This window comes from Allomuricauda sp. ARW1Y1 (assembly GCF_013407935.1).
In the GTDB taxonomy this organism is placed as follows: domain Bacteria; phylum Bacteroidota; class Bacteroidia; order Flavobacteriales; family Flavobacteriaceae; genus Flagellimonas.
This window is the reverse complement of record NZ_JACBZU010000004.1, coordinates 115,466-137,916: the sequence shown is the minus strand read 5'-3', so window position 1 is coordinate 137,916 and position 22,451 is coordinate 115,466. Positions and strand designations below refer to the sequence as shown.

The following is a 22,451-nucleotide window of genomic DNA, read 5'->3' as shown; positions in this document are numbered from 1 at the left end:
ATAGTCAAAGGATTGGCCAAAAAAGTCTTTAAGCATATACATCCGTACGAACCGTTTCTCTTGGAAAAGGCCACAAAGTTGATTGTGGGTACCTTGCCACCACCTCGTTTTACTACCGGTGAGTTAAAACCACAGGATGTCGATTTTTGCTATGGAAGTTGTAACGGACAGCTATGGCCCATTTTGGATAGCATTTTCCATCTTGGTCTAAAATATGAAACGACCCAAGAAGCCGTGGAGCAACGGAAACAATTCTTGATGAAAAACAAGATTGGCGTCTGCGATATTGTGGAAAGTGCTGAACGCGAAAAAATTGACGCATCCGACTTGGGGATGCAAAATGTGGTGCTTCGTGATTTGGTAGGCTACTTGCAAGAATACGACAACATCGAGACACTTTTGTTTATGGGTGGGAACAGTAAAAATGGACCTGAATACTTCTTTAGAAAACAGCTGAAGGAACACGGTCTCAAACTAAAAGTCGTATCAGACATAGTTCCTCGTATCCATCATTTGGAATTGCCGATTACTTCGAGTTCTGTGTCAGTTCGAGCGCCCGCCTGCCGGACGGGCAGGCAGTCGAGAACGATAAAAACCGTTTCCCTGACAGCACCTTCGGGAGCAGCCAACCGTGCCGTTGGTAGTTTACCGGCCTACAAGGACCTAAAAAATAAAAACCCTGAATTCAATACACTTGATTTCAGGGTGATGCAGTATCGGGAGTTTTTTTAATTCATTTCCGAAGAAAGAATCCCATAAAAGGCCTTGATGCCATAGGCCAACTGCCCAATTTTGACATTCTCGTTGGGACTGTGCTGGTTGTTGTCTGGGTTTACCACGGGGACAATAAAGGCTGGGATTTTCAATTCATTGACAAACGGTGAGATAGGTACGGTGCCACCCATAGTGCGTATTTGAATCACCTCTTCCCCAAAAGTTTGGTGTAATGTCTTCACAATGAAATCACCATAAGGATTGTCCAGCTCAGTGCGGAAAGCGTCCGTAACACTGCCCTCTTCCACGGTCACGATTTTATCAAATTGCATCCGCTCCTCTTTTGAAGGAACGTGGTCCAATACTTTGTATCCTTGTTTGCCGATATGGTCTTTTACCAATTTTTTGAGACGGTCGCCATCGCTTTCTACAACTAATCGTAAATCCAATTCGGCGGTAGCACTTTCCGGAACAATGGTCCTTGCTTTATCACCGACCCAACCAGAGCCCAGTCCACGAATGTTCAAGGACGGGTATTGCAAGGCTTCCTGATAAAAACCACCTACCTTTTCGGCTGTTTTAAATTGTAGTTTTTCTGCTATGGCCTCATCACTATCGGGAACGCTTTTTAAAATGGAATCCGTCGTTTTATTGATGGAAATACCATCATAATAACCGTTAATGGTGACTCTGCCCTCATCATCTTTCATGGTGGCCAACAACTTGGCCAATTGAAACCCTGGGTTTGGGGCGTAGTTGCCATAATGCCCGCTATGTTGTGGCTTGATGGGCCCATAGGTGGTCAGTGTCAAGGTAGTAATGCCGCGACAACCATAAACCACAGTGGGCTTTTCCGAAGCATGGACCGGACCGTCCACGATCATCAAAAAGTCGGATTCCAACAATTCACGGTATTGCTTTACGGCCGCAGGAAGGGGCTTGCTGCTCTTTTCCTCTTCGCCGTCCAAAATAACCTTGATGTTGAAGGGTATTTCCTTGCCATCCTTCTTCAACAGGTCCATGGCGTTCAATAGCATTACTATAGGCGATTTGTCATCAGAGGTGGACCGTCCGAACAGACGCCAATCGTAATTGATGTCATCATCCAATTCATCGAATGACACCGTTTCGAAGCCTCCATCCTTTGGAGCTTTCAATACAACCTGATATGGATTCGGCTGATCCCATTTGGAGGGGTCTACGGATTGTCCATCAAAATGCATATAGATGAGAACTGTTGGCTTTTCTCCGCTTACGGGGGTTGCTGCAAAAAACAAGGGAAGTCCTTCAGTTTCCAAAACCGCCGTATTGAACCCTCTGTCACCGAACTTTCGCTTGAGCCACATGATGTTTCGGTCAATGTCCGCGGCATCGAGCGCGTTGTTGGGAATGGCGATAAATTCACGAATTTCATTGATGGCATCGGCCACTTGCGATTTTATGGCCACATCGTCTTGGGCAAAAAGCGAAAAACCAAAGAGTGAGCAGACAAGTAACAGCGTTTTTTTCATGTTGTCTTGGAATAATTTTAGAGGTGAAATTTAGCGAATTTGCTTCACAAAGTCACCAATAGTATCAACTCCATTTTTAGTGAGGTGTTTGATGAAGGCCGAACCAATAATAGCTCCCTTAGCTTTTTGGGTGGCTTGTTGAAACGTTTCGGCATTGCTGATACCGAATCCAACGATTTGCGGATTTTTCAAATCCATTTGCGCAATACGGTCAAAATAGTCCGATTGTTCACTGCCAAAACCTTGTTGAGCTCCAGTAGTACTTGCCGAACTTACCATATAAATAAAGCCTTCGGATGCATCGTCGATTGCCCTGATGCGTTCTTCGCTAGTTTGAGGGGTAATCAAAAAAACGTTGATCAATCCATGCTTTTTAAAAATGGCCTCGTATTCCTCTTTATAAACATCCAACGGCAAATCGGGCAGGATGAGTCCATCGATGCCAATTTTTTCACATTGGGCACAAAATGCCTCTACCCCGTATTGTAGCACTGGATTAAAATACCCCATAATGATCAAGGGAATGGAGACCGTTTTTCGGATATGCTTCAATTGCTCAAAGAGCAAGGCGGTATGCATGCCATTTTTAAGGGCTTCGGTGGAGCTTTCCTGAATGGTAGGGCCGTCTGCCAGGGGATCGCTGAAAGGAAGCCCAATTTCGATAAGGTCGACCCCATTTTTCTCCAAATCTTCGATGATTTTTACCGTATCGTCAAGCTTGGGATAACCTGCTGAAAAATATATGGAAAGGATTTTTTTATCCTCCTGTAGTTTTTGTTTGATTCTGTTCATACATCCTGATTTCAGATGTGAGATATTAGAATTAGGACTCTAGCGTCTAATATCTAATGTCTAACATCTATAATTTAAAATAATCAATATAGTTCTGAAGGTCCTTATCACCTCGTCCTGATAGGTTGACCACCACTACGTCATCCGGGTTGAATTTCCGTTCTTCAAAAATGGCCAGCGCGTGCGAGGTTTCAATAGCTGGAATGATACCTTCCAATTTGGAGAGTTCCAGCCCAGCTTGCATGGCGTCATCATCCGTAATGGAAATAAACTCGCCACGACCCGAGGCGTACAAATGGGCATGCATGGGACCTACGCCCGGGTAATCCAATCCTGCAGAAATGGAATAGGGTTCCGTAATCTGTCCATCTTGGGTCTGCATCAACAGGGTTTTGCTGCCATGGATAATGCCCACTTTTCCAAGTGCTGATGTAGCGGCACTTTCACCGGAATCAATTCCTTTTCCGGCAGCCTCAACGGCAATGATGCCCACTTCGGGAACATCCAAATAATGATAGTAGATGCCAGCCGCATTGCTACCGCCCCCAACACAGGCCACCACATAATCTGGATTTTCCCTGCCTTCGACTTCTTGTAGTTGTCGTTTGATTTCTTCCGAAATCACGGACTGAAAACGGGCCACCATATCGGGATAGGGGTGAGGGCCTACCACCGAACCGATGATATAATGGGTGTCCACGGGATTGTTGATCCAATCACGGATGGCTTCGTTGGTAGCGTCCTTTAAGGTTTTACTGCCCGATGTGGCCGGCCGTACCTCGGCCCCCAACATTTTCATTCGGGCTACGTTTGGGGCTTGGCGCGCGATATCGATTTCTCCCATGTACACCACGCACTGAATGCCCATTAAGGCACACACAGTAGCCGTGGCCACCCCATGCTGACCCGCTCCTGTTTCTGCAATAATTCTGTTTTTGCCCAATTTTTTGGCCATCAATATCTGGCCGATGGTGTTATTGACCTTATGGGCTCCGGTATGGCATAGATCTTCCCGTTTCAGGTAGATTTTGGTGTTGTACTTTTCGGATAAGCGTTTTGCAAGGTATAAAGGGGTAGGGCGTCCTACATAATCCTTCAACAGTTGATGGAACTCCTCTTGGAACGAGGGCTCCTTCATAATACTGAGGTAGTTTTGCCGCAGTTCCTCACAGTTGGGATAGAGCATTTCGGGGATAAAAGCTCCCCCGAACTCGCCGTAATATCCGCGTTCGTCAGCATGATAACTTTTCATAGGTTCTTTTTTTGGTTCTGACCGCCTTTGAGCGATTCAATAAATAGGTTTAAATCCTTAATGTTTTTTAGCCCTGGGGCCGTTTCAAACTTACTGTTCACATCGATGGCAAAACAGTGAGCTGAAGCTGGGCTCCCCAAAAAGGCTTGTAGTTGTTCCTTGGAATCCAATCCAATGCCTCCGCTCAAAAAGTAGGGTTTATGGGAGGGGTATCTTTCCAAAACGGACCAATCGAAGGCATAGCCATTTCCTCCGGGGAGTTTTCCTTTGGTATCAAAAAGAAAATAATCGCATACGTTTTCATAACCCTTCAATACGTTAAAATCAAAATCATCCTTGATGGAAAATACTTTGATGATTTCCGTATCTGTCAGGTCGAGCACAGTCGAGACCTCATTTTTGTTAAAACCTGTCTGATTTCTCGACTGCCTGCCTGTCCGGTAGGCGGGCGCTCGAAATGACAGGAGGCAATCTTTCAGCGCCATGCAATATGCAGCACTTTCCTTTCCATGGAGTTGCACGGCATCCAACTGATACTGGGCCACTTTTTGCAAAACTTCTTCTATAGGCGCATCCACAAAAACGCCAACTTTTTTGATGGAACTGGGCAAGACCGGCATCTCTCCCGAAAAATATCGGGAGGAAGGTTCCCAGAAAATAAACCCCAAATAATCGGGTCGCAAATTTGCAACCTCTTCGGGGTTATGGTTCATGCCGCAGATTTTTAGTTTCATGGTATACATTTAGTCAGGTCGAGTTTTTTGAAACTTGTTTCAAAATGTATCTAGACCGATTGCTTTTCGATACAATTTACCTTTGGCAAATCACTCGAAGTGACATTTACGAGATTATTTTGGTTATAAATTCTTCCGCACTTTTACCAGGATTATCCGTTTTCATAAAATTCTCCCCGATCAAAAATCCTTGATAATCAAATTCCTTGAGCTCACGGATGGCTTCGACAGAGCTAATGCCACTTTCGGAAACTTTTAAAAAATCATCAGGGATTTTTTTGGACAATGTTTTACTGATATCCAAATCCACCTCAAAGGATTTAAGATTCCGATTGTTCACCCCCAACATATCCAGACTCGGCATCAGGGATTTTTCCAGTTCCTCTTCATTGTGGACCTCCAGCAGTACATCGAGTCCCATTCCCTTGGCCAGTTCGGACAAGTTCTTGATTTCGTCCTTGGATAGGATAGCGGCAATCAATAGAATCACGTCTGCACCGTAGGCTTTGGCCTCCACAATCTGATATTCATCTATGATGAACTCTTTTCGCAAAAGTGGGATGTTGGTTGAAGCCCTGGCAAGTACCAAATCGTCCAAAGAGCCGCCAAAATATTTACCGTCAGTGAGCACGGATATGCCACAAACACCTGCATCGGTGTATCCCTTGGCCACATCCTGAACGCTCAAGTCGTGATTGATGACAGATTTGGACGGGGAACGCCGCTTGTGCTCAGCTATGATGCCGGAGTTACTTTTGCGCAATACTTCTGCCAATGAGACGGAGGTGCGTTCCATCATTACCGACGCCTCTAATTGGGGCAGGGTGATGAGTGATTTTTTCAAATCGACCTCTTTGCGCTTATCGGCTACTATTTTTTCTAGAATGTTCATATTTGAAGGAAGCTCGAAGTCGGTAGTCCGAAGTCCGAAGCTTTTTATAATTATTTTATATTTTTTCTAAAAGCGACCAACATGTTCATTAAATTGAAGGCTTCATTATAAAGCTCATCAAAAGTTTCGTTTGGGACATAGTTTCTTCTATTCGCTTTATGTAGGCAGGTAACCACTTCGCTCAAAGATCTAATGGCATAACCTACGAATTTCTTAAACTCAGGGTTTGTCTGTCCGGTAGCTCCTTCTGAAATATTCAATGCAATTGAATCAGCTGCTCGTCTTATTTGAGAGCTGAGATTATAGACCTCGTTTTTTGGAAAGAGTTTTGTTATGTCATTTATGGCTTCTCCAAAATCCATGGCTTTTTGCCAGACAATTATCTTTTCAAACTTGAATTTTGACACTATCATGCTCTTGATTTATTTCTCGTCTCCCTATACTTCGGACTTCGGACTCCTGACTACCGACTTTATTTAGATAAAGATTGCAATTTTTTCAAAGCCGCCAATCCCTTACCATTTAGCAAGGATTCCTTAGCCATTTCAAAGCCTTCTTTTGGGGTGATGCCCTTTACAGTGGCAATAGCGACCCCTGCGTTGGCACAAACCACATTGTTCTGTGCGTTGGTACCTTTACCTTGTAAAATATTCATGAATATTTGTGCCGACTCGGCCACATCTTCCCCTCCGGTAATTTCTTGTTGTGAAACTTTTTCCACACCAAAATCAGCAGGCGTTAACATGGCTTCGGTATGGTTGGAAATGGTCTTGGTATCTCCCGTTAAGGAAATTTCGTCGTATCCGTCCAAGGCATTTAGAATGGTGAACTTTTTGTCCGTATTCTGGTATAGGTACCCGTACATTCGGGCCAGTTCCAAATTGAACACCCCGACCATCTGATTTTTTGGAAAGGCGGGGTTCACCATAGGGCCCAACATGTTGAAAAAGGTCTTCACGGCCAGTTCTCTGCGGATGGGGGCCACATTTTTCATGGCTGGGTGGAACAAGGGCGCGTGCAGCACGCAAATTCCTGCTTCCTCAATGGTTTTCTTTAGAAAATCAGCATCATTACTGAATTTGATGCCCAAAAACTCCATCACATTACTACTGCCACATTTGGAAGAAACCCCATAGTTGCCATGTTTGGTGACGTGGATTCCCGCTCCGGCCGTCACAAAGGAGGCTAGGGTGGAGATGTTGAAGGTGTCCTTGCCATCCCCGCCTGTTCCACATAAATCGATAGGGTCATACTCGGCGAGATCAACGGCCAAGCAAAGTTCCAAAAGGGCATCGCGGAACCCTTCGAGCTCCTCGATGGTTACACTTCGCATCATGTAAACGGTCAAAAATGCAGCAATTTGCGAGGTATTGTATTCCCCTTTGGCAATGTTCACCAAAATTTGCTTGGCTTCTTCCTTGGGGAGAATTTCGTGATTGATGAGTTTATTTAAGGTCTCTTTCATTGTTCTTCTTTGTCATTCCTGCGAAGGCAGGAATCTATTTTGTTATTGTTTTGAATTCCTGCTTACTCTTCGACTACGCTCAGAGTTCCGCAGGAAAGACATATTTCTAGCTTTCCAACCAATTTTTCAACATTTGTTTTCCTTCGGGGGTCAAAACCGATTCGGGATGAAACTGTACTGCGGTCACATCGTAGGTTTTGTGCCGAAGTGACATTACCTGTCCGTTTTCATCTACCGCTGTGATTTCCAAATCATCGGGCAAATTAGGGTCAACCACCCAAGAATGGTACCGACCTACCTGAAGGGTTTTGGGCATATTTTGATAAATAGGGTCATCTTTAGTAACAGTAATCGTGGTGTCCACTCCGTGATAAACTCGGTCCAGATTGATCAATGTTCCTCCGAATACCTCCCCAATGGCCTGTAGTCCCAGGCACACTCCAAAAATACGTTTGGTAGGTGCATAAGTTTTGATGATGTCCTTCAGCAATCCAGCTTCATCGGGAATCCCTGGTCCCGGTGAAAGTACGATGTATTCAAACGGTTCCACCTCCTCCAAGGTGAGCTGATCGTTCCGTTTCACTGTGACCTCACAATCCAAATCTTCCAGATAGTGCACCAAATTGTAGGTGAAGCTGTCGTAGTTGTCTATCATTAAAATCTTTCGTCCCATGCTTAGATTGTTTCGGCGATTTCCAGCGCCTTGGTCAATGCGCCCAATTTATTGTAGGTTTCCTGTAGTTCGTCATCGGGGTTGGATGCCGCTACCAGACCGGCTCCGGCTTGGTAGTACAATTCGTGGTCCTTGCTCAGGAAGGTGCGTATCATGATGGCGTGGTTAAAGTTGCCCTCAAAGTCCATAAAACCAATAGCCCCCCCGTAGTAGGATCGGCTTGTTTTTTCATATTTTTCTATGAGCTGCATGGCCATATGTTTTGGCGCGCCGCTCAAGGTGCCCGCGGGGAAGGTATCGGCCACTACTTTCATCGTGGTGCTGTCCTCTTTCTTTTGTCCGGTTACCTTCGATACCAAGTGAATCACATGGGAGAAATATTGTACCTCTCGATAGGTTTCCACATTTACGGTATTGCCATTGCGACTTAAATCGTTTCGGGCAAGATCAACGAGCATCACGTGTTCGCTGTTCTCCTTTTCGTCCTGTGCCAATTTTTTGGCCAATTCGGCATCTTTTTCATCATTTCCGGTACGTTTGTAGGTTCCGGCTATGGGATGGATTTCGGCTTTGCCGTCCTTCACGATCAATTGTGCTTCCGGGGAACTTCCGAATATCTTAAAGTCACCATAATCAAAATAAAATAGGTAAGGGGAGGGGTTGATAGATCGGAGCGCCCGATACACATTGAACTCATCTCCCTTGAACTTTTGTTTGAACCTTCTGGACAGAACCAATTGGAATACATCGCCACGCTGGCAGTGTTTTTTGGCCAGGGCAACTTGTTCTTTATAGTCTTCGTCCTCAAGATTGGATTCAGGTCTGCCCTGTTTGGTGAAATTGTAGGAAGCGAAGGTGCGTACGCTGAAAAGTTGCTCCATTTCCTCCACGTTACTTTCGGTATTGTAGCAGTGGGCGAAGAGATAGGCCTCGTTCTTAAAATGGTTGATGGCGATTATATTCTGATAAACAGCATAATAAATATCTGGGATATGGGCCGAATCTTCCTTTTTGGAAATCTCCACATCTTCAAAATAACGAACAGCATCGTAGGCCATATATCCAAATAGCCCATTATAAATAAACTTGAAGCCATTTTGACTGGTTTTGAACTGCTTGCCGAAGTTGTGGATTACTTGGGTAACATCGGTTTCCGGGGTAATCGCTATTTCTTTCTTTGTTCCATCGGGAAAACGCTGTGTAATGGTTTCGTTCGCCACTTTAATAGAAGCAATGGGATTGCAACAGATATACGAAAAGCTGTTGTCGTTCGCGTGGTAGTCGCTACTCTCCAAAAGAATGCTGTTGGGGAATTTGTCCCTGATCTTCAGGTAAACGCTAACGGGTGTGATCGTGTCCGCGAGGATTTTTTTGTAATGGGTCTTTAATGAATAAGTCATTTTGTTTCTATTTCCACGCAGGTGGAAATCTATTTTTGGTTAATCAAAGAAATAGGTTAAATCTTCCCAATTTGGATTAAAATCTTTTATCAGGTTGATTTTCCAACTCCTATTCCATTTTTTTAATTGTTTTTCTCTTCTTATGGCAGGCATTGGGAAATTGAATTTTTCATAATAGACCAATGTTTTAAGATTATATCTACTTGCAAACTTACTCCCGATACCTTTTTTGTGCCTGTACATTCTCTTTTTTAGATCGTTGGTATAGCCTATATAAATGGTTCCCATTTTCTTATTGGATATGATATAGACATAAAAACTCATTTTTTAATATTTAGGATTTCCGCCTTCGCGGAAATCAAATCTAAAGTTCTTAAAAATGAAAAAGGCTTGTCGTGATGACAAGCCTCTTATATGGTTATAATGGGGACTTAGCTCACGACATTTGACGTAAGTTGTTCCACCACCAGTTATTTGTTGTTCCAATAATCATAGGCTCAAATATAGGGAGGAATTTTTAACGGGACAACAATGTTTTGTTTAAAATAAAAAATCCCGTCCAAGAATAGCTCGAACGGGATTTCCACACACTAAATAGGAGTTGATTACATCTGTAGATCAACTACCAAATCAAACTCATCATAGATCAATTTGTCCTTGGCAGTACCGATGATGCCTGACCCGTATTTTACATCGTATTTGGTTCGGTCCACTTTCAAGGAAGCAGTTGCTTTGTCACCGTAAACGGATACCTCAAAAGTCACTGGCTCTGTAGTACCTTTAATGGTAAGGTCGCCAGTAACATCGTAAGAGTTTTTTCCGGTTGATGTCACTTTGGTGAACACCAATTTGGCTGTTGGGTGATTGGCAGTGCCAAAAAAGTCGTCGGATTTCAAGTGACCGTCCAATTTGTCCTTATACTCTCCTTCCAAATCGGTGGTGTTGATGCTTGCCATGTCCACAACAAACTCTCCACCTACCAAGGTTTCCCCGTCAAATTCCAAGGCACCGGATTGAAGGCTGATGGTTCCTGTGTGAGAACCTCCTACTTTGTAGCCTTTCCAAGTAACGGTACTTTCCGTTGTTTTTACTTCTTTGGTTTCTTTGATCGGGTTTGCGATAGCGGATGAACCCACAAGGGTCATTAATGTTAAGCTCAAAATTGTCTTTTTCATGATTGTTGTAATTTCTGTTTTTAATTGTTAATGATTTATATATGTGTAAATAATTCTTCTTTTGATTTTCTCACCTTGGGCAAATGCTGAGTTTCGTCTTTTTCAGAACGGTAACCAACTGCCAATACAACCGCTGCGTTCAGGTTTTTGTCGTTGAGTCCTAAAATCTCATTGTACTTTTCGGTCTCAAAGCCTTCCATTGGGCAAGTGTCAATCTTAAGCTCGGCCGCTGCCTGCATCAAATTTCCAAAGGCGATATAGGCCTGTCTCGCTGTCCAATTGCTTTTCATATCCTTGGGTAGGTCCATCAATTTGGACTTCATAAAGTCTGAATATCCTTTTAAGTTGTCAGTTGGGATTCCCCTGGTCTCGCTAACGTTGACTAAATAATCATCTACCAACTCTTCCCCAAAATCGGTGGCATTGGCAAAAACGATGATGTGCGATGCATCCGTAATCTGTGACTGCCCCCATGAGACCGGCTTCAATTGCTCCTTAAGGTCTTGATCTTGGATCACAAATACGTGGTAAGGCTGTAACCCATAAGAGGATGCACTTAGGCGAGTGGCCTCCAACAAGGTTTGAAGGTCATTTTCCGATACCTTTTTACTGGGATCGAATTTTTTGGTGGCGTAGCGCCATGTTCTATGTTCTAAAACGTTGCTCATTAGTTTAAAATTTATCCAATAGTTGATTTAATTGTTCGAGTTCTGGTTTGGTAAAATTTACCAAGATGGTGTCATGGGCCTTGTCCAAAGCTTCATCCATTTGTGATAGCGCCTTGAGACCTGAGTCGGTGATTAGAATCTCCACCTTACGGCGATTGGATGGGCACACACATCGGTTCACAAAACCTTTTGCAATAAGTTTATCCACCAAACGGGTAGTGTTGCTCATTTTGGTCACCATTCTTTCGTTTATGGTAGAAAGATTGGCTGGATTTCCCTGTTGGCCCCTCAATATGCGAAGTACATTGAATTGTTGTATAGAAACCTCAAAGGGCTTTAGCGTGGCGGTCATCATCTCACTGATTTTATTGTGAACCAATTCCATATGTATAATCGTCCTGGGCTCCAAGGGAATTTTTTTTGAGGTTTTTATGACTTCTTCAACATTCATGTACAAACAATAATTGTATATACAAATGTAAAATGATTTTGATGGATGCACCAAATTTTGGGTCGATAAATTTTTGTTAAAGAATGGAATGGCATTTTTTAGGTGTGTATTTTAGAGAGCCTAAAAACCAGGTAATGAAGAGATTGATTGTTTTGGCCCTAGCGATGATGGTTGGGTCCTGTGCCGAAAAGAAAAAAGAGCCGAATGAAGCCGAAGGAGAGGTCGCTACCATATCCAAGGAAAAAACCGCTGATACCGATGTCAAGTTCCCGGTGTATGATTTTGCGGCCTTTGAACCTCTGCTGCACAAAGATGATGGTGCCACCTATGTCATTAACTTTTGGGCTACTTGGTGTAAGCCCTGTGTGGAGGAAATGCCCCATTTTGAGCGAATCAATGCCGAGCAAAAGGATAACAATGTGAAAGTTATTTTGGTCAATTTGGATATGCCCAATATGTGGAAGTCGCGTTTGGAGCCTTATGTGGAGAACAAAGACATTCAATCCGAAGTGGTGATATTGGATGATCCCAAGCAGAATGATTGGATTCCCAAAGTGTCCGAAGAATGGGGCGGAGGTATTCCGGCTACCTTAATATATAATAAGGACAAACGAACTTTTTACGAACGTGGTTTCACGTACGAAGAACTTAACGAAGCATTACATCAATTTACAAAATAGTACAGCATGAAAAGAGCAAGAATTTTAGGATGGTCAGCTTTGCTGGTCGTTTTTGTGGCAGCATTTGCCACTGGTTTTAAAGTGGCGAACGAACATAGTTTGGATAAAGGTTACCAAGTGGGCGATATGGCCACCGATTTTTCACTGAAAAATGTGGATGGCATCATGGTATCCCTATCCGATTTTGAGGAGGCCAAAGGGTTTATCGTGATTTTTACCTGCAACACCTGCCCATATGCACAAGCTTATGAGGATAGGATCATGGATTTGGACGCCAAATACAAATCCCAGGGTGTTCCTGTGATTGCCATTAACCCCAATGACCCCAACGCCAAGCCGGGCGACAGTTTTACCAAAATGAAGGAGCGCGCTGCGGAAAAAGGCTTTACTTTTCCCTACCTGTTCGATGAGGGCCAAAAGGTATATCCGGCGTATGGCGCTACACGGACGCCCCACGTTTTCATATTGCAAAAAACAGCTTCGGGGAACCAAGTGAAATACATTGGAGCTATCGACGACAATTATCAGGATGCTTCACAAGTGGATGAGAAATTTGTGGAGAATGCCGTGGATGCGATGTTGGCCGGCAACGAAATCAACCCGAAAACGACAAAAGCTATCGGATGTGGCATCAAATAGGCCATCATCAAAATAAAAGAGTTAGAAATCCGGAGTAACGCTTCGGATTTTTATTTTTGTAGGAATCTAAATTGAAAAATAATGTCAGATCTATCACAAGAAGAGTGGGCGGAACAACTGCAAAACGACGATAACGCCTTTATTTTGGATGTGCGTACCCCCGAAGAGGTAGAGGAGGGGTATATTCCCGGAGCTACCAACATCGATATTTATTTGGGACAAGAGTTTATGGACGAACTCGAAAAGCTGGACAAGTCCAAAAACTATTACGTCTACTGCCGATCGGGCAACCGAAGCGGACAGGCCTGCGCCTTGATGAACAGTATCGGAATTGAAAATGCCTATAATCTGGAAGGTGGCTTTATGAACTGGGAAGGCGATGTAGCAGAGTAGACCTCCATTTGTCCCAAATCAATGCGAGAAGACCTACTTTATTTTATTTGGAGGCACAACAAGCTTCCAAAGATTGGCCTGCGTACCACTAATGGAACCTCGGTTGCCATTAAGGCAACTGGAATCCAAAACCATTTGGCAGGCCCAGACTTTTTTGATGCAAGAGTCGAAATCGATGGCCAGCTCTGGGCTGGCAATGTCGAGATGCACCTCAAATCCTCGGATTGGTACGTGCACCATCACGAATCGGATGAAAACTACGACAATGTCATTCTCCACGTAGTATGGGAGGATGACATTGCCGTTTTTAGGAAAGACGGTTCCCAGATACCGACATTGGAAGTGCGCCAATATGTCTCTGATGAACTGTTGGACCGGTATCGCGAGCTGGTTGAAAACGCAAGGCCTACGTTTATCAACTGTGAAAAGGATTGGAAGGCCGTTGATGAATTTTTGGTGGAGAATTGGCTCCACCGCTTGTACATCGAACGGCTAGAGCACAAGTCTGAATTGATAGTAGAACTATTGGAGGCAACCAAAAATGACTGGGAGGCGGTTTTGTTTATGTTGTTGGCCAAAAGTTTTGGATCGACCGTCAACGGCGCCCATTTTTTGGAACGGGCACAACGGTTGGATTTTTCGGTGATGCGAAAGGTCAATAATGAACCCCTGCAATTGGAGGCTCTGCTTTTTGGCCATTTTGGGCTTTTGGGTGAAGATGATTGTTCTGATACCTACTACACTCGACTTCAAAAGGAGTTTCAGTATTTGGCGCATAAATTTAGTTTGGACCAAACCCCACCAAAGCCTGCGTTTTTTGGTCTTCGACCACCGAACTTCCCCACGATTCGGGTTTCGCAATTGGTACAGTTGTATTCGGGCAGGCACCATTTGTTTTCCGAACTGATGCTGCTCAATAGCAAGGAAGATGTTTACACAACTTTGGAAGTTGCGGCAGGGACTTACTGGGATAACCATTATACGTTCGGCAAGGTTTCCAAAAAAAGCACCAAGCGATTGTCCAAAGGCTTTATGGATCTTCTGATCATGAATGTTCTGCTGCCCTTAAAATTCTGTTATGCCAAATATACGGGGCAGGACATGAACGAGGATTTGATTGAGCTGTTGTCCCAGCTGGACGCGGAAGACAACTCCATCATCAAAAATTTTGGGCGTATAGGTGCAAAAACGCAAAACGCCTTGGAGAGTCAGGCCAAATTGCAGCTTTACAGTAATTATTGCACGAAAAATAAATGCATGCAATGCGCCATCGGCACCCAATTATTAAAGAGAAATACATAATTTTAACCATGTCTTTGTTTTACGATACCTTATATTATTTTCAAAAGCGCGGTTTCGAGGTCTGTAGACGGATTGCGGAACGCTTGGGCATACGTGCCCGTGTGGTACGAACCAGTTTCATTTACTTGACTTTTGTGACCTTGGGTTTTGGTTTTGCCCTATACCTTTTTATCGCATTTTGGCTACGGATCAAAGACTTGATTTACACCAAAAGAACCTCTGTATTTGACCTTTAATCAATGATAAGACTGATGCGCTCCAAAATAGTATTGGCCCTTTCCTTAATGGTGGTGGTGCTCGTATTCGGGGTGGTCGGGTATAAAATCTTATCCGATTTCACTTGGGTGGAGGCCATCTACATGACCATTATTACGGTTACTACGGTCGGGTTTTCGGAGGTAAGGCCATTGGATGCCAATGCAAAGATTTTTACTGTATTTTTAATCGTTACCAGTGTTTTTATCTTTGGTTTTGCCATTTCCGTGGTCACGGAATATATTCTGGGTAGAAACTCGCTCGAACTACTAAAAAAGAAAAAAGTGAAGAAACAGATAGATAGTCTTTCCAACCATGTGGTGGTCTGCGGTTTTGGTAGGAACGGTATGCAGGCAGCGGAAAAATTAATAGCCTATAAAAAGCCTTTTGTGGTTATAGAAAAGGATAAGGAAATTATTGAACGGCACGAGGAAACGGTATTGTTTGTGGAAGGTGATGCCAACGAGGATGATGTGCTCATCCAGGCGGGCATCGAACGTGCACAATATTTGATTACGGCAGTGCCCGATGATTCGGCCAACCTCTTTATTGTACTATCCGCTAGGCAACTCAATAAGGACCTTTTCATCATTAGTAGGGCCTCTCAAATCACCTCTGTAAAAAAATTGGAGTTTGCTGGGGCTAATAAAGTGATCATGCCCGATAAAATTGGGGGCGACCATATGGCTTCATTGGTGGTAATGCCAGATTTGATTACATTTTTGGATCAACTTTCCATTGAAGGGGAGCATACGACCAACTTGGAAGAGGTCAGCATTGAAGACTTTACCGACCAGATGGATTGCAACTCTTTGCGCGATCTGGATCTTCGAAGAAAAACAGGCTGCACCATTATCGGCTATATCGATCCCGAAGGAAACTATATCATCAACCCAGAGGCAGACCTCATTCTACAACCCAAAAGCAAGGTGATTGTACTGGGACGGCCCGAGCAAATACGGAAATTAAATCAAATGTTTCAGATTGGTTAGTTAAAAAAACATAAAATTTGATAGCGTTGATTTTTTTTTGGATATTGCTGCCTTTACCATACCGAAAACTAACTAATTTCAATATATGAAGTATTTTCTTTCTCTATTGTCTTTTTTTGCATTGACCACTGGTTTTGCACAGGAATTGACCGTAGTTGGCAAAACCTATAATGTTTCCGATAATATCAATGATGGGGCTATTGAGCTTGAAGTAGATGGAGGGGTAGAGCCCTATACCTACAAGTGGAGCGATCAAGAAACCCCGCTCACTTCAAAATCGGCCCAAGGCCTTGTAGAAGGCATCGCGTACACTGTGGTGGTCACGGACGCTGCCGGTAATTCGGTGACCAAGGAATTTACAGTGGAAACCCAATCCATAACAGAAGTCTTTAACGGAACCATGACCCCTGCAGTAGGTGGTTTGGGCTCCGTTTTGTTTTGGGACCCTTTTGCTGCCATCGGAATTTATGATCCAGTTGCTTACGCTGATGTAAAATTGATCGGTATTCCGGATTGGAGCAATGAAACCCAAGATAAGTTCATTTTAAAGGAATGGCTCAAGGAAAACAGAGCAAGTGTTGTTGAAGGGGAAGATGTTGCCATTATTACCAGCGACAAACGAGGAGATATTACCATTCAGGCCAATGCCAAGGGAAAGTTGGTGCAAAAGGTTAAGCAAGGTAACGTCATCTATAATTCCGAAAATCAAGAACACGTTATTGAGCAGGGCGCACATTATTTTGCCGAAATCGAGTACGACGAGCCCGTAGCGATGTTGCACCCCAATGGCGATCCCATTATCAAAGGTATTCCATTTATCGTGATATGGTTGGTGTTCGGTGCGTTGTTCTTTACCCTTCGAATGGGCTTCATCAACATAAGAGGATTTAAACACTCGATTGACCTTGCCAAAGGAAAGTATGATGATCCGGATGCTCCTGGGCAGGTAACCCACTTTCAGGCTTTGGCTACCGCAGTTTCCGGTACCGTAGGTTTGGGTAATATTGCAGGGGTGGCGGTTGCCGTATCCTTGGGAGGAGCTGGGGCTACTTTTTGGATGATTGTTTGTGGTCTTCTAGGGATGTCCTCCAAATTTGTGGAGTGTACCTTGGGGGTAAAATATCGTGATATCCTTCCTGATGGGCGTGTATTCGGTGGTCCGATGAACTACCTTCGTTACGGACTGGAAAAAAGAAACCTGAAAGGTTTTGGAAAAGTATTGGCAGGTGTTTTTGCATTGCTTGCCGTGGGAGCCTCTTTTGGAGGAGGGAACATGTTCCAGGCCAATCAATCCTTTGAGCAATTGGCAGGACAATTCCCGGTGCTTGCCGGTAACGGATTTTGGTTTGGTGTGGTCACTGCCATCTTGGTAGGTGTGGTGATTATCGGTGGAATCAGCAGTATTGCAAAGGTGACCGGTAAGATTGTGCCCATCATGGCTTCCATCTATATTGTAGCAGCCTTGGCTGTAATCATCATGAACATTCAAAATATTGGCCCAGCATTTTCTGCGATCGTGGACGGTGCATTCAGCCCTTCAGCCTTAAAAGGTGGAATTCTGGGTGTTTTGGTCATCGGGTTCCAACGTGCGGCCTTCTCGAATGAGGCTGGTGTAGGTTCCGCTGCCATAGCGCACAGTGCGGCAAAAACCAACCATCCACCATCCGAAGGATTTGTGGCTTTGTTGGAGCCGTTTATCGACACCGTAGTGGTGTGTACCCTTACCGCTTTGGTTCTGATTTTCACAGGAATGCATGAAGTGGAAGGAATGGCAGGAGCCCAATTGACTTCCGATGCCTTTGGTAGCCAAATTTCTTGGTTCCCCTACGTGTTGGCATTAGCGGTATTCCTATTTGCCTTTTCTACCATGATCAGCTGGTCTTATTATGGTATGAGGGCTTGGACCTATCTTTTTGGAAAGAGCAAGCGTTCGGAAATGATTTACAAAATGCTATTCTTGGTATTTGTAGTTGTTGGAGCCTCCGTAAGTTTGGGTGCTGTACTGGACTTTTCGGATATGATGATCTTGGCCATGTCCTTCCCGAACATTATCGGATTGTATATCATGTCCGGTGAGGTGCGCAAAGATTTGGATGGTTATCTAACGAAGTTAAAGGCAGGCCAACTCTTTAAAAAGTTGAAAAGCTAATCCTTTCCGTGTAAACATACAATGAGAAAACAATCCCACTTCAGGTTCAACAAACAGGAACGAAGTGGGATTTTCTTTTTATTGCTGATAGTGGTTCTGCTTCAATGCTTGTATTATTTGGTTAAAGCAAATCCAGCACCCCTGAAAAATAATTTTGTACTGAATGCAGTGGATCAGTCCAAGTTGGATAGCCTTAAAATCCAACAGTTTGAAGCATCCCAAAGGATTTTTCCTTTTAATCCCAATTATATTTCCGATTACAAGGCATACACCTTGGGGCTGTCATCGACCGAATGGGATAGGCTGTCCACGTTTAGAAAAGAGGGCAATTTTGTGAATTCTGCGGAAGAATTTCAAGCTGTTACCCAAGTCTCCGATTCCCTTTTGCATCAAATGGCACCCTATTTCAAATTTCCGGAATGGGCAGGAAAGGCAAAAACAAAATCAAAGTGGGTTTCAGAACAGCCTGTTGCGGCCCAGGTCAAGGACCTTAACAAGGCTACAGTGGAGGAATTGGAAACTATATATGGTATTGGGGCCACCTTATCCCAGAGAATTGTAAAGTTCAGGGATAGGTTGGGCGGCTTTTTGGTGAACGAGCAATTGTACGATGTGTACGGTTTGCAGCCCGAAGTAGTGGAAAGGACTTTACGGAAATATCAAGTGCAAGACCCTCCCACTGTGGTAAAAATCAATGTCAACAAAGCAACTTCGGATGAGTTGTCCCAGTTGGTTTACATCAACAAGACCTTGGCGTTCAATATCGTTGCCTATCGAGATAAAAATGGTTTATTTGCATCGTTTGGGGATTTAAGTCAGGTTGACGGATTTCCAACAGAAAAACTAGATAGAATAGCGTTATATTTGTCTCTATAAAATAGTTGCTATGAACGATATGTACTTCACGGAAGAGCATAACTTATTCCGCGAAAGTTTAAAGGATTTTTTACAGAAAGAAGTAGTTCCCCATATAGAACAATGGGAGGAAACCGGAAAGATAGATAGGGCTATTTGGAACAAATTTGGCGAAATGGGGTATTTTGGTTTGATGACCCCTGAGTCGTATTCCGGTTTGGACCTCGACCTTTTTTACACTGTTATTTTCCTCGAAGAATTACAAAAAATAAATTCCGGTGGTTTTGCCGCGGCCATGTGGGCCCACCAGTATTTGGCCATGACCTATTTGAACAAATTGGCCAACGACGAGCAAAAGCGCGCTTATTTGGAGCCCAGTGTATTGGGCGAAAAAATTGGTTGTTTGGGTGTTTCTGAACCTTTTGGGGGCAGTGACGTGGCAGCTATGCGAACCACTGCGGAGAAGAATGGGGACGTTTATATTGTGAACGGCTCCAAAACCTTCATCACTAACGGGGTGTATGGGGATTACATCATACTTGCTGCCAAAACGGATAAGGATGCCGGAAATAAGGGTATCAGTATGTTCATTATGGACCGGAATGCCAAAGGTGTTTCCGCCAACAAGCTGAACAAGCTGGGTTGGCGTGCTTCGGATACGGCAGAATTGGCTTTTGACAATGTAGAGGTGCCGGCCGCCAATCTCTTGGGAGAGGAGAACGAAGGTTTTGCCTACATCATGGAAGCTTTTGCCTTGGAGCGTTTGGTGATGGGCGTAAATGCCCATGCCCGGGCGGAATTTGCCTTGGATTATGCTTTGCAATACATGTCCGAGCGTGAGGCCTTTGGCAGAACCATAGATCAATTCCAGGCACTACGCCATCGATTGGTAGATCTTTATTCCGATATGTTGCTTTGCAAACAGTTCAATTACGCTACCGTAGCACAAATGGAAAAGGGTGCCTATGTGGTGAAAGAGGCTACCATTTCCAAGCTCAAATCCACAAAAATGGCCGATGAGGTCATTTATAATTGTCTTCAGTTTTTGGGCGGTTATGGCTACATCGAAGATTATCCGATGGCGCGTTTGAGCCGCGACAGTAGGTTGGGTCCCATCGGGGGAGGTACCTCGGAAATTTTGAGGGAAATTTTGGCCAAGATCATTGTGGATAAAAAGGAGTACAAAAAGCGAATGGTGTAGGAAGAATCAAAAAAGTAAAATATTTCTTTACCCATTGAATTTCATTTGTATATTTGCAGACCAAAATTTTAAAGAAAGGAGGTTGTAGCCCATGTTAATTATACCAGTAAAAGAAGGAGAAAACATCGATAGAGCTTTGAAGCGTTTCAAACGTAAGTTCGACAGAACAGGTACCATGCGTCAGTTAAGATCAAGACAGCAGTTCACCAAACCTTCTGTGGAGCGTAGAGCGCAAATTCAAAAAGCACAGTACATTCAAGGTCTTAGGGACCAAGAAGAAGTATAGGCTTACAGCTTCAACAAAATATATCCATCCCGTTCCAATATTGGAACGGGATTTTTCGTTTTATATCTATACGTTATTGAATCCTTACCTTTGATATATGTCGCTGTCTGCTTTCATATCCTATTTGAGATTGGAGAAGAACTACTCCCAACATACCATCAAGGCGTACGAGAGGGATTTGAAAAGCTTTTCGGGTTTCTGCAAGGAGCAGCATGATGAACACGATATCGCAACTGTTTCTTACCCCTTGATCAGGAATTGGATCGTTCATTTATCGGAGCAGGGAGTTTCCAATAGGAGTATCAACAGGAAGATTTCATCACTTCAGGCCTACTACCGTTTTTTGTTGAAGGTTGGTGACATTTCCGTCTCCCCCTTGGTCAAGCACAAAGCGCTCAAGACAAGCAAAAAGGTAGAGGTGCCGTTTTCTGAAATGGAGATGGAGACTGTACTCTCCGAAATTCCTTTTGAAGATGATTTTGAAGGCATCCGTGATAAGCTCATCATCGAACTGTTGTATGCCACGGGAATGCGAAGGGCTGAGCTTGTGAACTTAAAGGTGACGGATATTGACTTTTCCGGTAATGCGCTCAAAGTGCTGGGCAAACGGAACAAAGAGCGTATCGTTCCCATCTTGTCCTCTACTGTGGAGCAAATCAAGAGCTATTTGGAAGAACGCTCCAAGTTGGAAAAGGTAGTCGATTCGCAGTATCTATTTTTAACAAAAGAAGGTCTTAAAATTTATGAAACGCTTGTTTATCGAACTATAAATAAGTATTTTAGTTTGGTGTCCCCCAAGGTAAAAAAGAGTCCACACATACTCAGGCACACCTTTGCAACGCACTTGCTGAACAGGGGGGCAGATTTAAATTCCGTAAAGGAACTATTGGGTCATTCAAGTTTGGCATCTACGCAAGTGTACACGCACAACAGTATTGCCGAACTCAAGAAGGTACACCAGAAGGCCCATCCAAGAAACAAGAAGTAGCATTCTTGTATTGTTTAACTTCACTGTCCCGGACAGTACTAAAAACGTCGTCTTATGAAAGTAAACGCACAATCGGTAAATTTTACAGCTGATGGTAAACTCATTGACTTTATCCAAAAGCGAATGGACAAGATGGAATTGTTCTATGACAAGGTCATTGAATCGGATGTGTATCTCAAAGTGGAAAACACAAGTGCAAAAGAAAATAAGATTGTGGAAATCATGGTGTTCATCCCCAGGGATAAAATCATGGTCAAAAAACAATGCAAGTCCTTTGAGGAGGCTGTGGATTCCGCCTGTAGTTCCTTGGAAAGACAATTGGTGAAAAAGAAGGAAAAGATGAGGGCGAACGCCTGACGAAAATTTTTCAAAATTTATTTTGAATTAAAATATAAATATATACATTTGCAGTCCGTTAGAAATAGCGGGCTTTTTTAGTGAATAAAAAGCGGTGAAATGCCGATATAGCTCAGCTGGCTAGAGCAGCTGATTTGTAATCAGCAGGTCGTGGGTTCGAGTCCCTCTATCGGCTCGTAAATTACTGAAAATAAGGCGGGGGGATACTCAAGCGGCCAACGAGGACAGACTGTAAATCTGTTGGTTTTTACCTTCGCAGGTTCGAATCCTGCTCCCCCCACAAAGATTGTTCGTCGGAACAATTGGGATAAAAGGTTTTTTGAAATAATGGAATGTTTGGGTTTAGGCCCAAAAAAAATGCGGGAGTAGCTCAGTTGGTAGAGCGTCAGCCTTCCAAGCTGAATGTCGCCGGTTCGAACCCGGTCTCCCGCTCTAAATTTGAAACTGCGGTTTCAAGACGAAGGTTGAAGTTTTAACGAGCTAGACTTGTAACTTTTAAACTCTAAACCTGATAACCCATAGGCCGGTGTAGCTCAGGGGTAGAGCGTTTCCTTGGTAAGGAAGAGGTCAGGGGTTCAAATCCCCTCATTGGCTCAAAACGATTTGTACACTAATATAAACTAAGAT

The 22,451-nt window shown here is 43.7% G+C and carries 26 protein-coding genes and 4 tRNA genes; 17 read left to right on the top strand and 13 right to left on the bottom strand.

Features of this window, described 5'->3' with window-relative positions; all coding sequences use genetic code 11:
* The first annotated feature begins 12 nt into the window (after positions 1-12).
* Complete coding sequence (locus tag GGE08_RS11840; RefSeq protein ID WP_179385096.1) at positions 13-732, top strand: uracil-DNA glycosylase family protein; 720 nt, start codon at positions 13-15, stop codon at positions 730-732.
* Here GGE08_RS11840 and GGE08_RS11835 read toward each other — a convergent pair.
* The 13 genes from GGE08_RS11835 to GGE08_RS11775 form a co-directional block, all read right to left on the bottom strand.
* Complete coding sequence (locus tag GGE08_RS11835) at positions 729-2,225, bottom strand: M20/M25/M40 family metallo-hydrolase (protein ID WP_179385095.1); 1,497 nt, start codon at positions 2,223-2,225, stop codon at positions 729-731. The genes GGE08_RS11840 and GGE08_RS11835 overlap by 4 nt on opposite strands.
* Positions 2,226-2,255: 30 nt before the next feature.
* Complete coding sequence (gene trpA / locus GGE08_RS11830) at positions 2,256-3,017, bottom strand: tryptophan synthase subunit alpha (protein ID WP_179385094.1); 762 nt, start codon at positions 3,015-3,017, stop codon at positions 2,256-2,258.
* A 67-nt stretch (positions 3,018-3,084) separates the two neighbouring features.
* Positions 3,085-4,269, bottom strand: a complete 1,185-nt coding sequence (gene trpB / locus GGE08_RS11825) for a tryptophan synthase subunit beta (protein ID WP_179385093.1) — start codon at positions 4,267-4,269, stop codon at positions 3,085-3,087.
* Entirely contained in the window at positions 4,266-5,003 is a 738-nt protein-coding gene (locus tag GGE08_RS11820) for a phosphoribosylanthranilate isomerase (protein ID WP_179385092.1), read from the bottom strand. The genes trpB and GGE08_RS11820 overlap by 4 nt, the downstream gene beginning before the upstream one ends.
* A 106-nt stretch (positions 5,004-5,109) precedes the next feature.
* Positions 5,110-5,895: an indole-3-glycerol phosphate synthase TrpC gene (trpC, locus tag GGE08_RS11815; protein WP_179385091.1), complete on the bottom strand. Its 786-nt coding sequence runs from the start codon at positions 5,893-5,895 to the stop codon at positions 5,110-5,112.
* Between the two features lie 50 nt (positions 5,896-5,945).
* Complete coding sequence (locus GGE08_RS11810) at positions 5,946-6,308, bottom strand: four helix bundle protein (protein ID WP_179385090.1); 363 nt, start codon at positions 6,306-6,308, stop codon at positions 5,946-5,948.
* Between the two features lie 59 nt (positions 6,309-6,367).
* Positions 6,368-7,360, bottom strand: a complete 993-nt coding sequence (gene trpD / locus GGE08_RS11805; RefSeq protein WP_179385089.1) for an anthranilate phosphoribosyltransferase — start codon at positions 7,358-7,360, stop codon at positions 6,368-6,370.
* 106 nt (positions 7,361-7,466) lie between these two features.
* On the bottom strand, positions 7,467-8,033 hold the full coding sequence (locus tag GGE08_RS11800) for an anthranilate synthase component II (protein WP_179385088.1): 567 nt from the start codon (positions 8,031-8,033) through the stop codon (positions 7,467-7,469).
* A 2-nt stretch (positions 8,034-8,035) separates the two neighbouring features.
* Complete coding sequence (locus tag GGE08_RS11795; RefSeq protein WP_179385087.1) at positions 8,036-9,433, bottom strand: anthranilate synthase component I family protein; 1,398 nt, start codon at positions 9,431-9,433, stop codon at positions 8,036-8,038.
* A gap of 39 nt (positions 9,434-9,472) precedes the next feature.
* Positions 9,473-9,757, bottom strand: coding sequence for a GIY-YIG nuclease family protein (locus tag GGE08_RS11790; protein ID WP_179385086.1), 285 nt, complete (start codon positions 9,755-9,757; stop codon positions 9,473-9,475).
* A gap of 281 nt (positions 9,758-10,038) precedes the next feature.
* Complete coding sequence (locus tag GGE08_RS11785; RefSeq protein WP_179385085.1) at positions 10,039-10,608, bottom strand: YceI family protein; 570 nt, start codon at positions 10,606-10,608, stop codon at positions 10,039-10,041.
* Between the two features lie 35 nt (positions 10,609-10,643).
* Positions 10,644-11,276 (bottom strand): NAD(P)H-dependent oxidoreductase, encoded by a 633-nt coding sequence (locus tag GGE08_RS11780; protein WP_179385084.1) that lies wholly within the window; start codon positions 11,274-11,276, stop codon positions 10,644-10,646.
* A gap of 4 nt (positions 11,277-11,280) precedes the next feature.
* Positions 11,281-11,727: a MarR family winged helix-turn-helix transcriptional regulator gene (locus GGE08_RS11775; protein WP_179385083.1), complete on the bottom strand. Its 447-nt coding sequence runs from the start codon at positions 11,725-11,727 to the stop codon at positions 11,281-11,283.
* Positions 11,728-11,861: 134 nt separating this feature from the next.
* On the opposite strand from GGE08_RS11775, the gene GGE08_RS11770 reads away from it, so the two are divergent.
* From GGE08_RS11770 to GGE08_RS11695, 16 genes are all read left to right on the top strand, one after another.
* Positions 11,862-12,407, top strand: coding sequence for a TlpA disulfide reductase family protein (locus tag GGE08_RS11770; protein WP_179385082.1), 546 nt, complete (start codon positions 11,862-11,864; stop codon positions 12,405-12,407).
* Between the two features lie 6 nt (positions 12,408-12,413).
* On the top strand, positions 12,414-13,046 hold the full coding sequence (locus tag GGE08_RS11765; protein ID WP_179385081.1) for a thioredoxin family protein: 633 nt from the start codon (positions 12,414-12,416) through the stop codon (positions 13,044-13,046).
* Positions 13,047-13,127: 81 nt separating this feature from the next.
* Positions 13,128-13,439: a rhodanese-like domain-containing protein gene (locus GGE08_RS11760; RefSeq protein WP_179385080.1), complete on the top strand. Its 312-nt coding sequence runs from the start codon at positions 13,128-13,130 to the stop codon at positions 13,437-13,439.
* Positions 13,440-13,460: 21 nt separating this feature from the next.
* Positions 13,461-14,741, top strand: a complete 1,281-nt coding sequence (locus tag GGE08_RS11755; protein ID WP_179385079.1) for a DUF2851 family protein — start codon at positions 13,461-13,463, stop codon at positions 14,739-14,741.
* Positions 14,742-14,749: 8 nt separating this feature from the next.
* Complete coding sequence (locus GGE08_RS11750; protein ID WP_179385078.1) at positions 14,750-14,977, top strand: PspC domain-containing protein; 228 nt, start codon at positions 14,750-14,752, stop codon at positions 14,975-14,977.
* A gap of 3 nt (positions 14,978-14,980) precedes the next feature.
* Complete coding sequence (locus GGE08_RS11745) at positions 14,981-15,988, top strand: potassium channel family protein (protein ID WP_179385077.1); 1,008 nt, start codon at positions 14,981-14,983, stop codon at positions 15,986-15,988.
* Between the two features lie 85 nt (positions 15,989-16,073).
* A complete protein-coding gene (locus GGE08_RS11740) occupies positions 16,074-18,137 on the top strand; it encodes an amino acid carrier protein (RefSeq protein ID WP_179385076.1) in 2,064 nt (687 codons plus the stop codon).
* A 21-nt stretch (positions 18,138-18,158) separates the two neighbouring features.
* Complete coding sequence (locus GGE08_RS11735; protein WP_179385075.1) at positions 18,159-19,013, top strand: ComEA family DNA-binding protein; 855 nt, start codon at positions 18,159-18,161, stop codon at positions 19,011-19,013.
* Between the two features lie 10 nt (positions 19,014-19,023).
* The gene (locus GGE08_RS11730) at positions 19,024-20,193 is read left to right on the top strand and encodes an acyl-CoA dehydrogenase family protein (RefSeq protein ID WP_179385074.1); all 1,170 of its coding nucleotides are present in this window, start codon (positions 19,024-19,026) and stop codon (positions 20,191-20,193) included.
* 91 nt (positions 20,194-20,284) lie between these two features.
* The gene (gene rpsU, locus GGE08_RS11725; RefSeq protein WP_090299076.1) at positions 20,285-20,479 is read left to right on the top strand and encodes a 30S ribosomal protein S21; all 195 of its coding nucleotides are present in this window, start codon (positions 20,285-20,287) and stop codon (positions 20,477-20,479) included.
* A gap of 97 nt (positions 20,480-20,576) precedes the next feature.
* A complete protein-coding gene (xerA, locus tag GGE08_RS11720; protein ID WP_179385073.1) occupies positions 20,577-21,467 on the top strand; it encodes a site-specific tyrosine recombinase/integron integrase in 891 nt (296 codons plus the stop codon).
* Between the two features lie 54 nt (positions 21,468-21,521).
* Positions 21,522-21,824, top strand: coding sequence for a ribosome hibernation-promoting factor, HPF/YfiA family (gene hpf, locus GGE08_RS11715; protein WP_179385072.1), 303 nt, complete (start codon positions 21,522-21,524; stop codon positions 21,822-21,824).
* 101 nt (positions 21,825-21,925) lie between these two features.
* Positions 21,926-21,999, top strand: a tRNA-Thr gene (locus GGE08_RS11710).
* Between the two features lie 22 nt (positions 22,000-22,021).
* Positions 22,022-22,104: transfer RNA gene (locus GGE08_RS11705), tRNA-Tyr, on the top strand.
* Between the two features lie 79 nt (positions 22,105-22,183).
* Positions 22,184-22,256 (top strand) — tRNA-Gly (locus GGE08_RS11700).
* 90 nt (positions 22,257-22,346) lie between these two features.
* A tRNA-Thr gene (locus GGE08_RS11695) sits at positions 22,347-22,418 on the top strand.
* The last annotated feature ends 33 nt before the right edge of the window (positions 22,419-22,451 follow it).

Bases quoted from the DNA above. Each gene is read 5' to 3' on its own strand.
- GGE08_RS11835 (WP_179385095.1), bottom strand. From the start codon at position 2,225: ATGAAAAAAACGCTGTTACTTGTCTGCTCACTCTTTGGTTTTTCGCTT.
- trpA (WP_179385094.1), bottom strand. From the start codon at position 3,017: ATGAACAGAATCAAACAAAAACTACAGGAGGATAAAAAAATCCTTTCC.
- trpB (WP_179385093.1), bottom strand. From the start codon at position 4,269: ATGAAAAGTTATCATGCTGACGAACGCGGATATTACGGCGAGTTCGGG.
- GGE08_RS11820 (WP_179385092.1), bottom strand. From the start codon at position 5,003: ATGAAACTAAAAATCTGCGGCATGAACCATAACCCCGAAGAGGTTGCA.
- trpC (WP_179385091.1), bottom strand. From the start codon at position 5,895: ATGAACATTCTAGAAAAAATAGTAGCCGATAAGCGCAAAGAGGTCGAT.
- GGE08_RS11810 (WP_179385090.1), bottom strand. From the start codon at position 6,308: ATGATAGTGTCAAAATTCAAGTTTGAAAAGATAATTGTCTGGCAAAAA.
- trpD (WP_179385089.1), bottom strand. From the start codon at position 7,360: ATGAAAGAGACCTTAAATAAACTCATCAATCACGAAATTCTCCCCAAG.
- GGE08_RS11800 (WP_179385088.1), bottom strand. From the start codon at position 8,033: ATGGGACGAAAGATTTTAATGATAGACAACTACGACAGCTTCACCTAC.
- GGE08_RS11795 (WP_179385087.1), bottom strand. From the start codon at position 9,433: ATGACTTATTCATTAAAGACCCATTACAAAAAAATCCTCGCGGACACG.
- GGE08_RS11790 (WP_179385086.1), bottom strand. From the start codon at position 9,757: ATGAGTTTTTATGTCTATATCATATCCAATAAGAAAATGGGAACCATT.
- GGE08_RS11785 (WP_179385085.1), bottom strand. From the start codon at position 10,608: ATGAAAAAGACAATTTTGAGCTTAACATTAATGACCCTTGTGGGTTCA.
- GGE08_RS11780 (WP_179385084.1), bottom strand. From the start codon at position 11,276: ATGAGCAACGTTTTAGAACATAGAACATGGCGCTACGCCACCAAAAAA.
- GGE08_RS11775 (WP_179385083.1), bottom strand. From the start codon at position 11,727: ATGAATGTTGAAGAAGTCATAAAAACCTCAAAAAAAATTCCCTTGGAG.
- GGE08_RS11770 (WP_179385082.1), top strand. From the start codon at position 11,862: ATGAAGAGATTGATTGTTTTGGCCCTAGCGATGATGGTTGGGTCCTGT.
- GGE08_RS11765 (WP_179385081.1), top strand. From the start codon at position 12,414: ATGAAAAGAGCAAGAATTTTAGGATGGTCAGCTTTGCTGGTCGTTTTT.
- GGE08_RS11760 (WP_179385080.1), top strand. From the start codon at position 13,128: ATGTCAGATCTATCACAAGAAGAGTGGGCGGAACAACTGCAAAACGAC.
- GGE08_RS11755 (WP_179385079.1), top strand. From the start codon at position 13,461: ATGCGAGAAGACCTACTTTATTTTATTTGGAGGCACAACAAGCTTCCA.
- GGE08_RS11750 (WP_179385078.1), top strand. From the start codon at position 14,750: ATGTCTTTGTTTTACGATACCTTATATTATTTTCAAAAGCGCGGTTTC.
- GGE08_RS11745 (WP_179385077.1), top strand. From the start codon at position 14,981: ATGATAAGACTGATGCGCTCCAAAATAGTATTGGCCCTTTCCTTAATG.
- GGE08_RS11740 (WP_179385076.1), top strand. From the start codon at position 16,074: ATGAAGTATTTTCTTTCTCTATTGTCTTTTTTTGCATTGACCACTGGT.
- GGE08_RS11735 (WP_179385075.1), top strand. From the start codon at position 18,159: ATGAGAAAACAATCCCACTTCAGGTTCAACAAACAGGAACGAAGTGGG.
- GGE08_RS11730 (WP_179385074.1), top strand. From the start codon at position 19,024: ATGAACGATATGTACTTCACGGAAGAGCATAACTTATTCCGCGAAAGT.
- rpsU (WP_090299076.1), top strand. From the start codon at position 20,285: ATGTTAATTATACCAGTAAAAGAAGGAGAAAACATCGATAGAGCTTTG.
- xerA (WP_179385073.1), top strand. From the start codon at position 20,577: ATGTCGCTGTCTGCTTTCATATCCTATTTGAGATTGGAGAAGAACTAC.
- hpf (WP_179385072.1), top strand. From the start codon at position 21,522: ATGAAAGTAAACGCACAATCGGTAAATTTTACAGCTGATGGTAAACTC.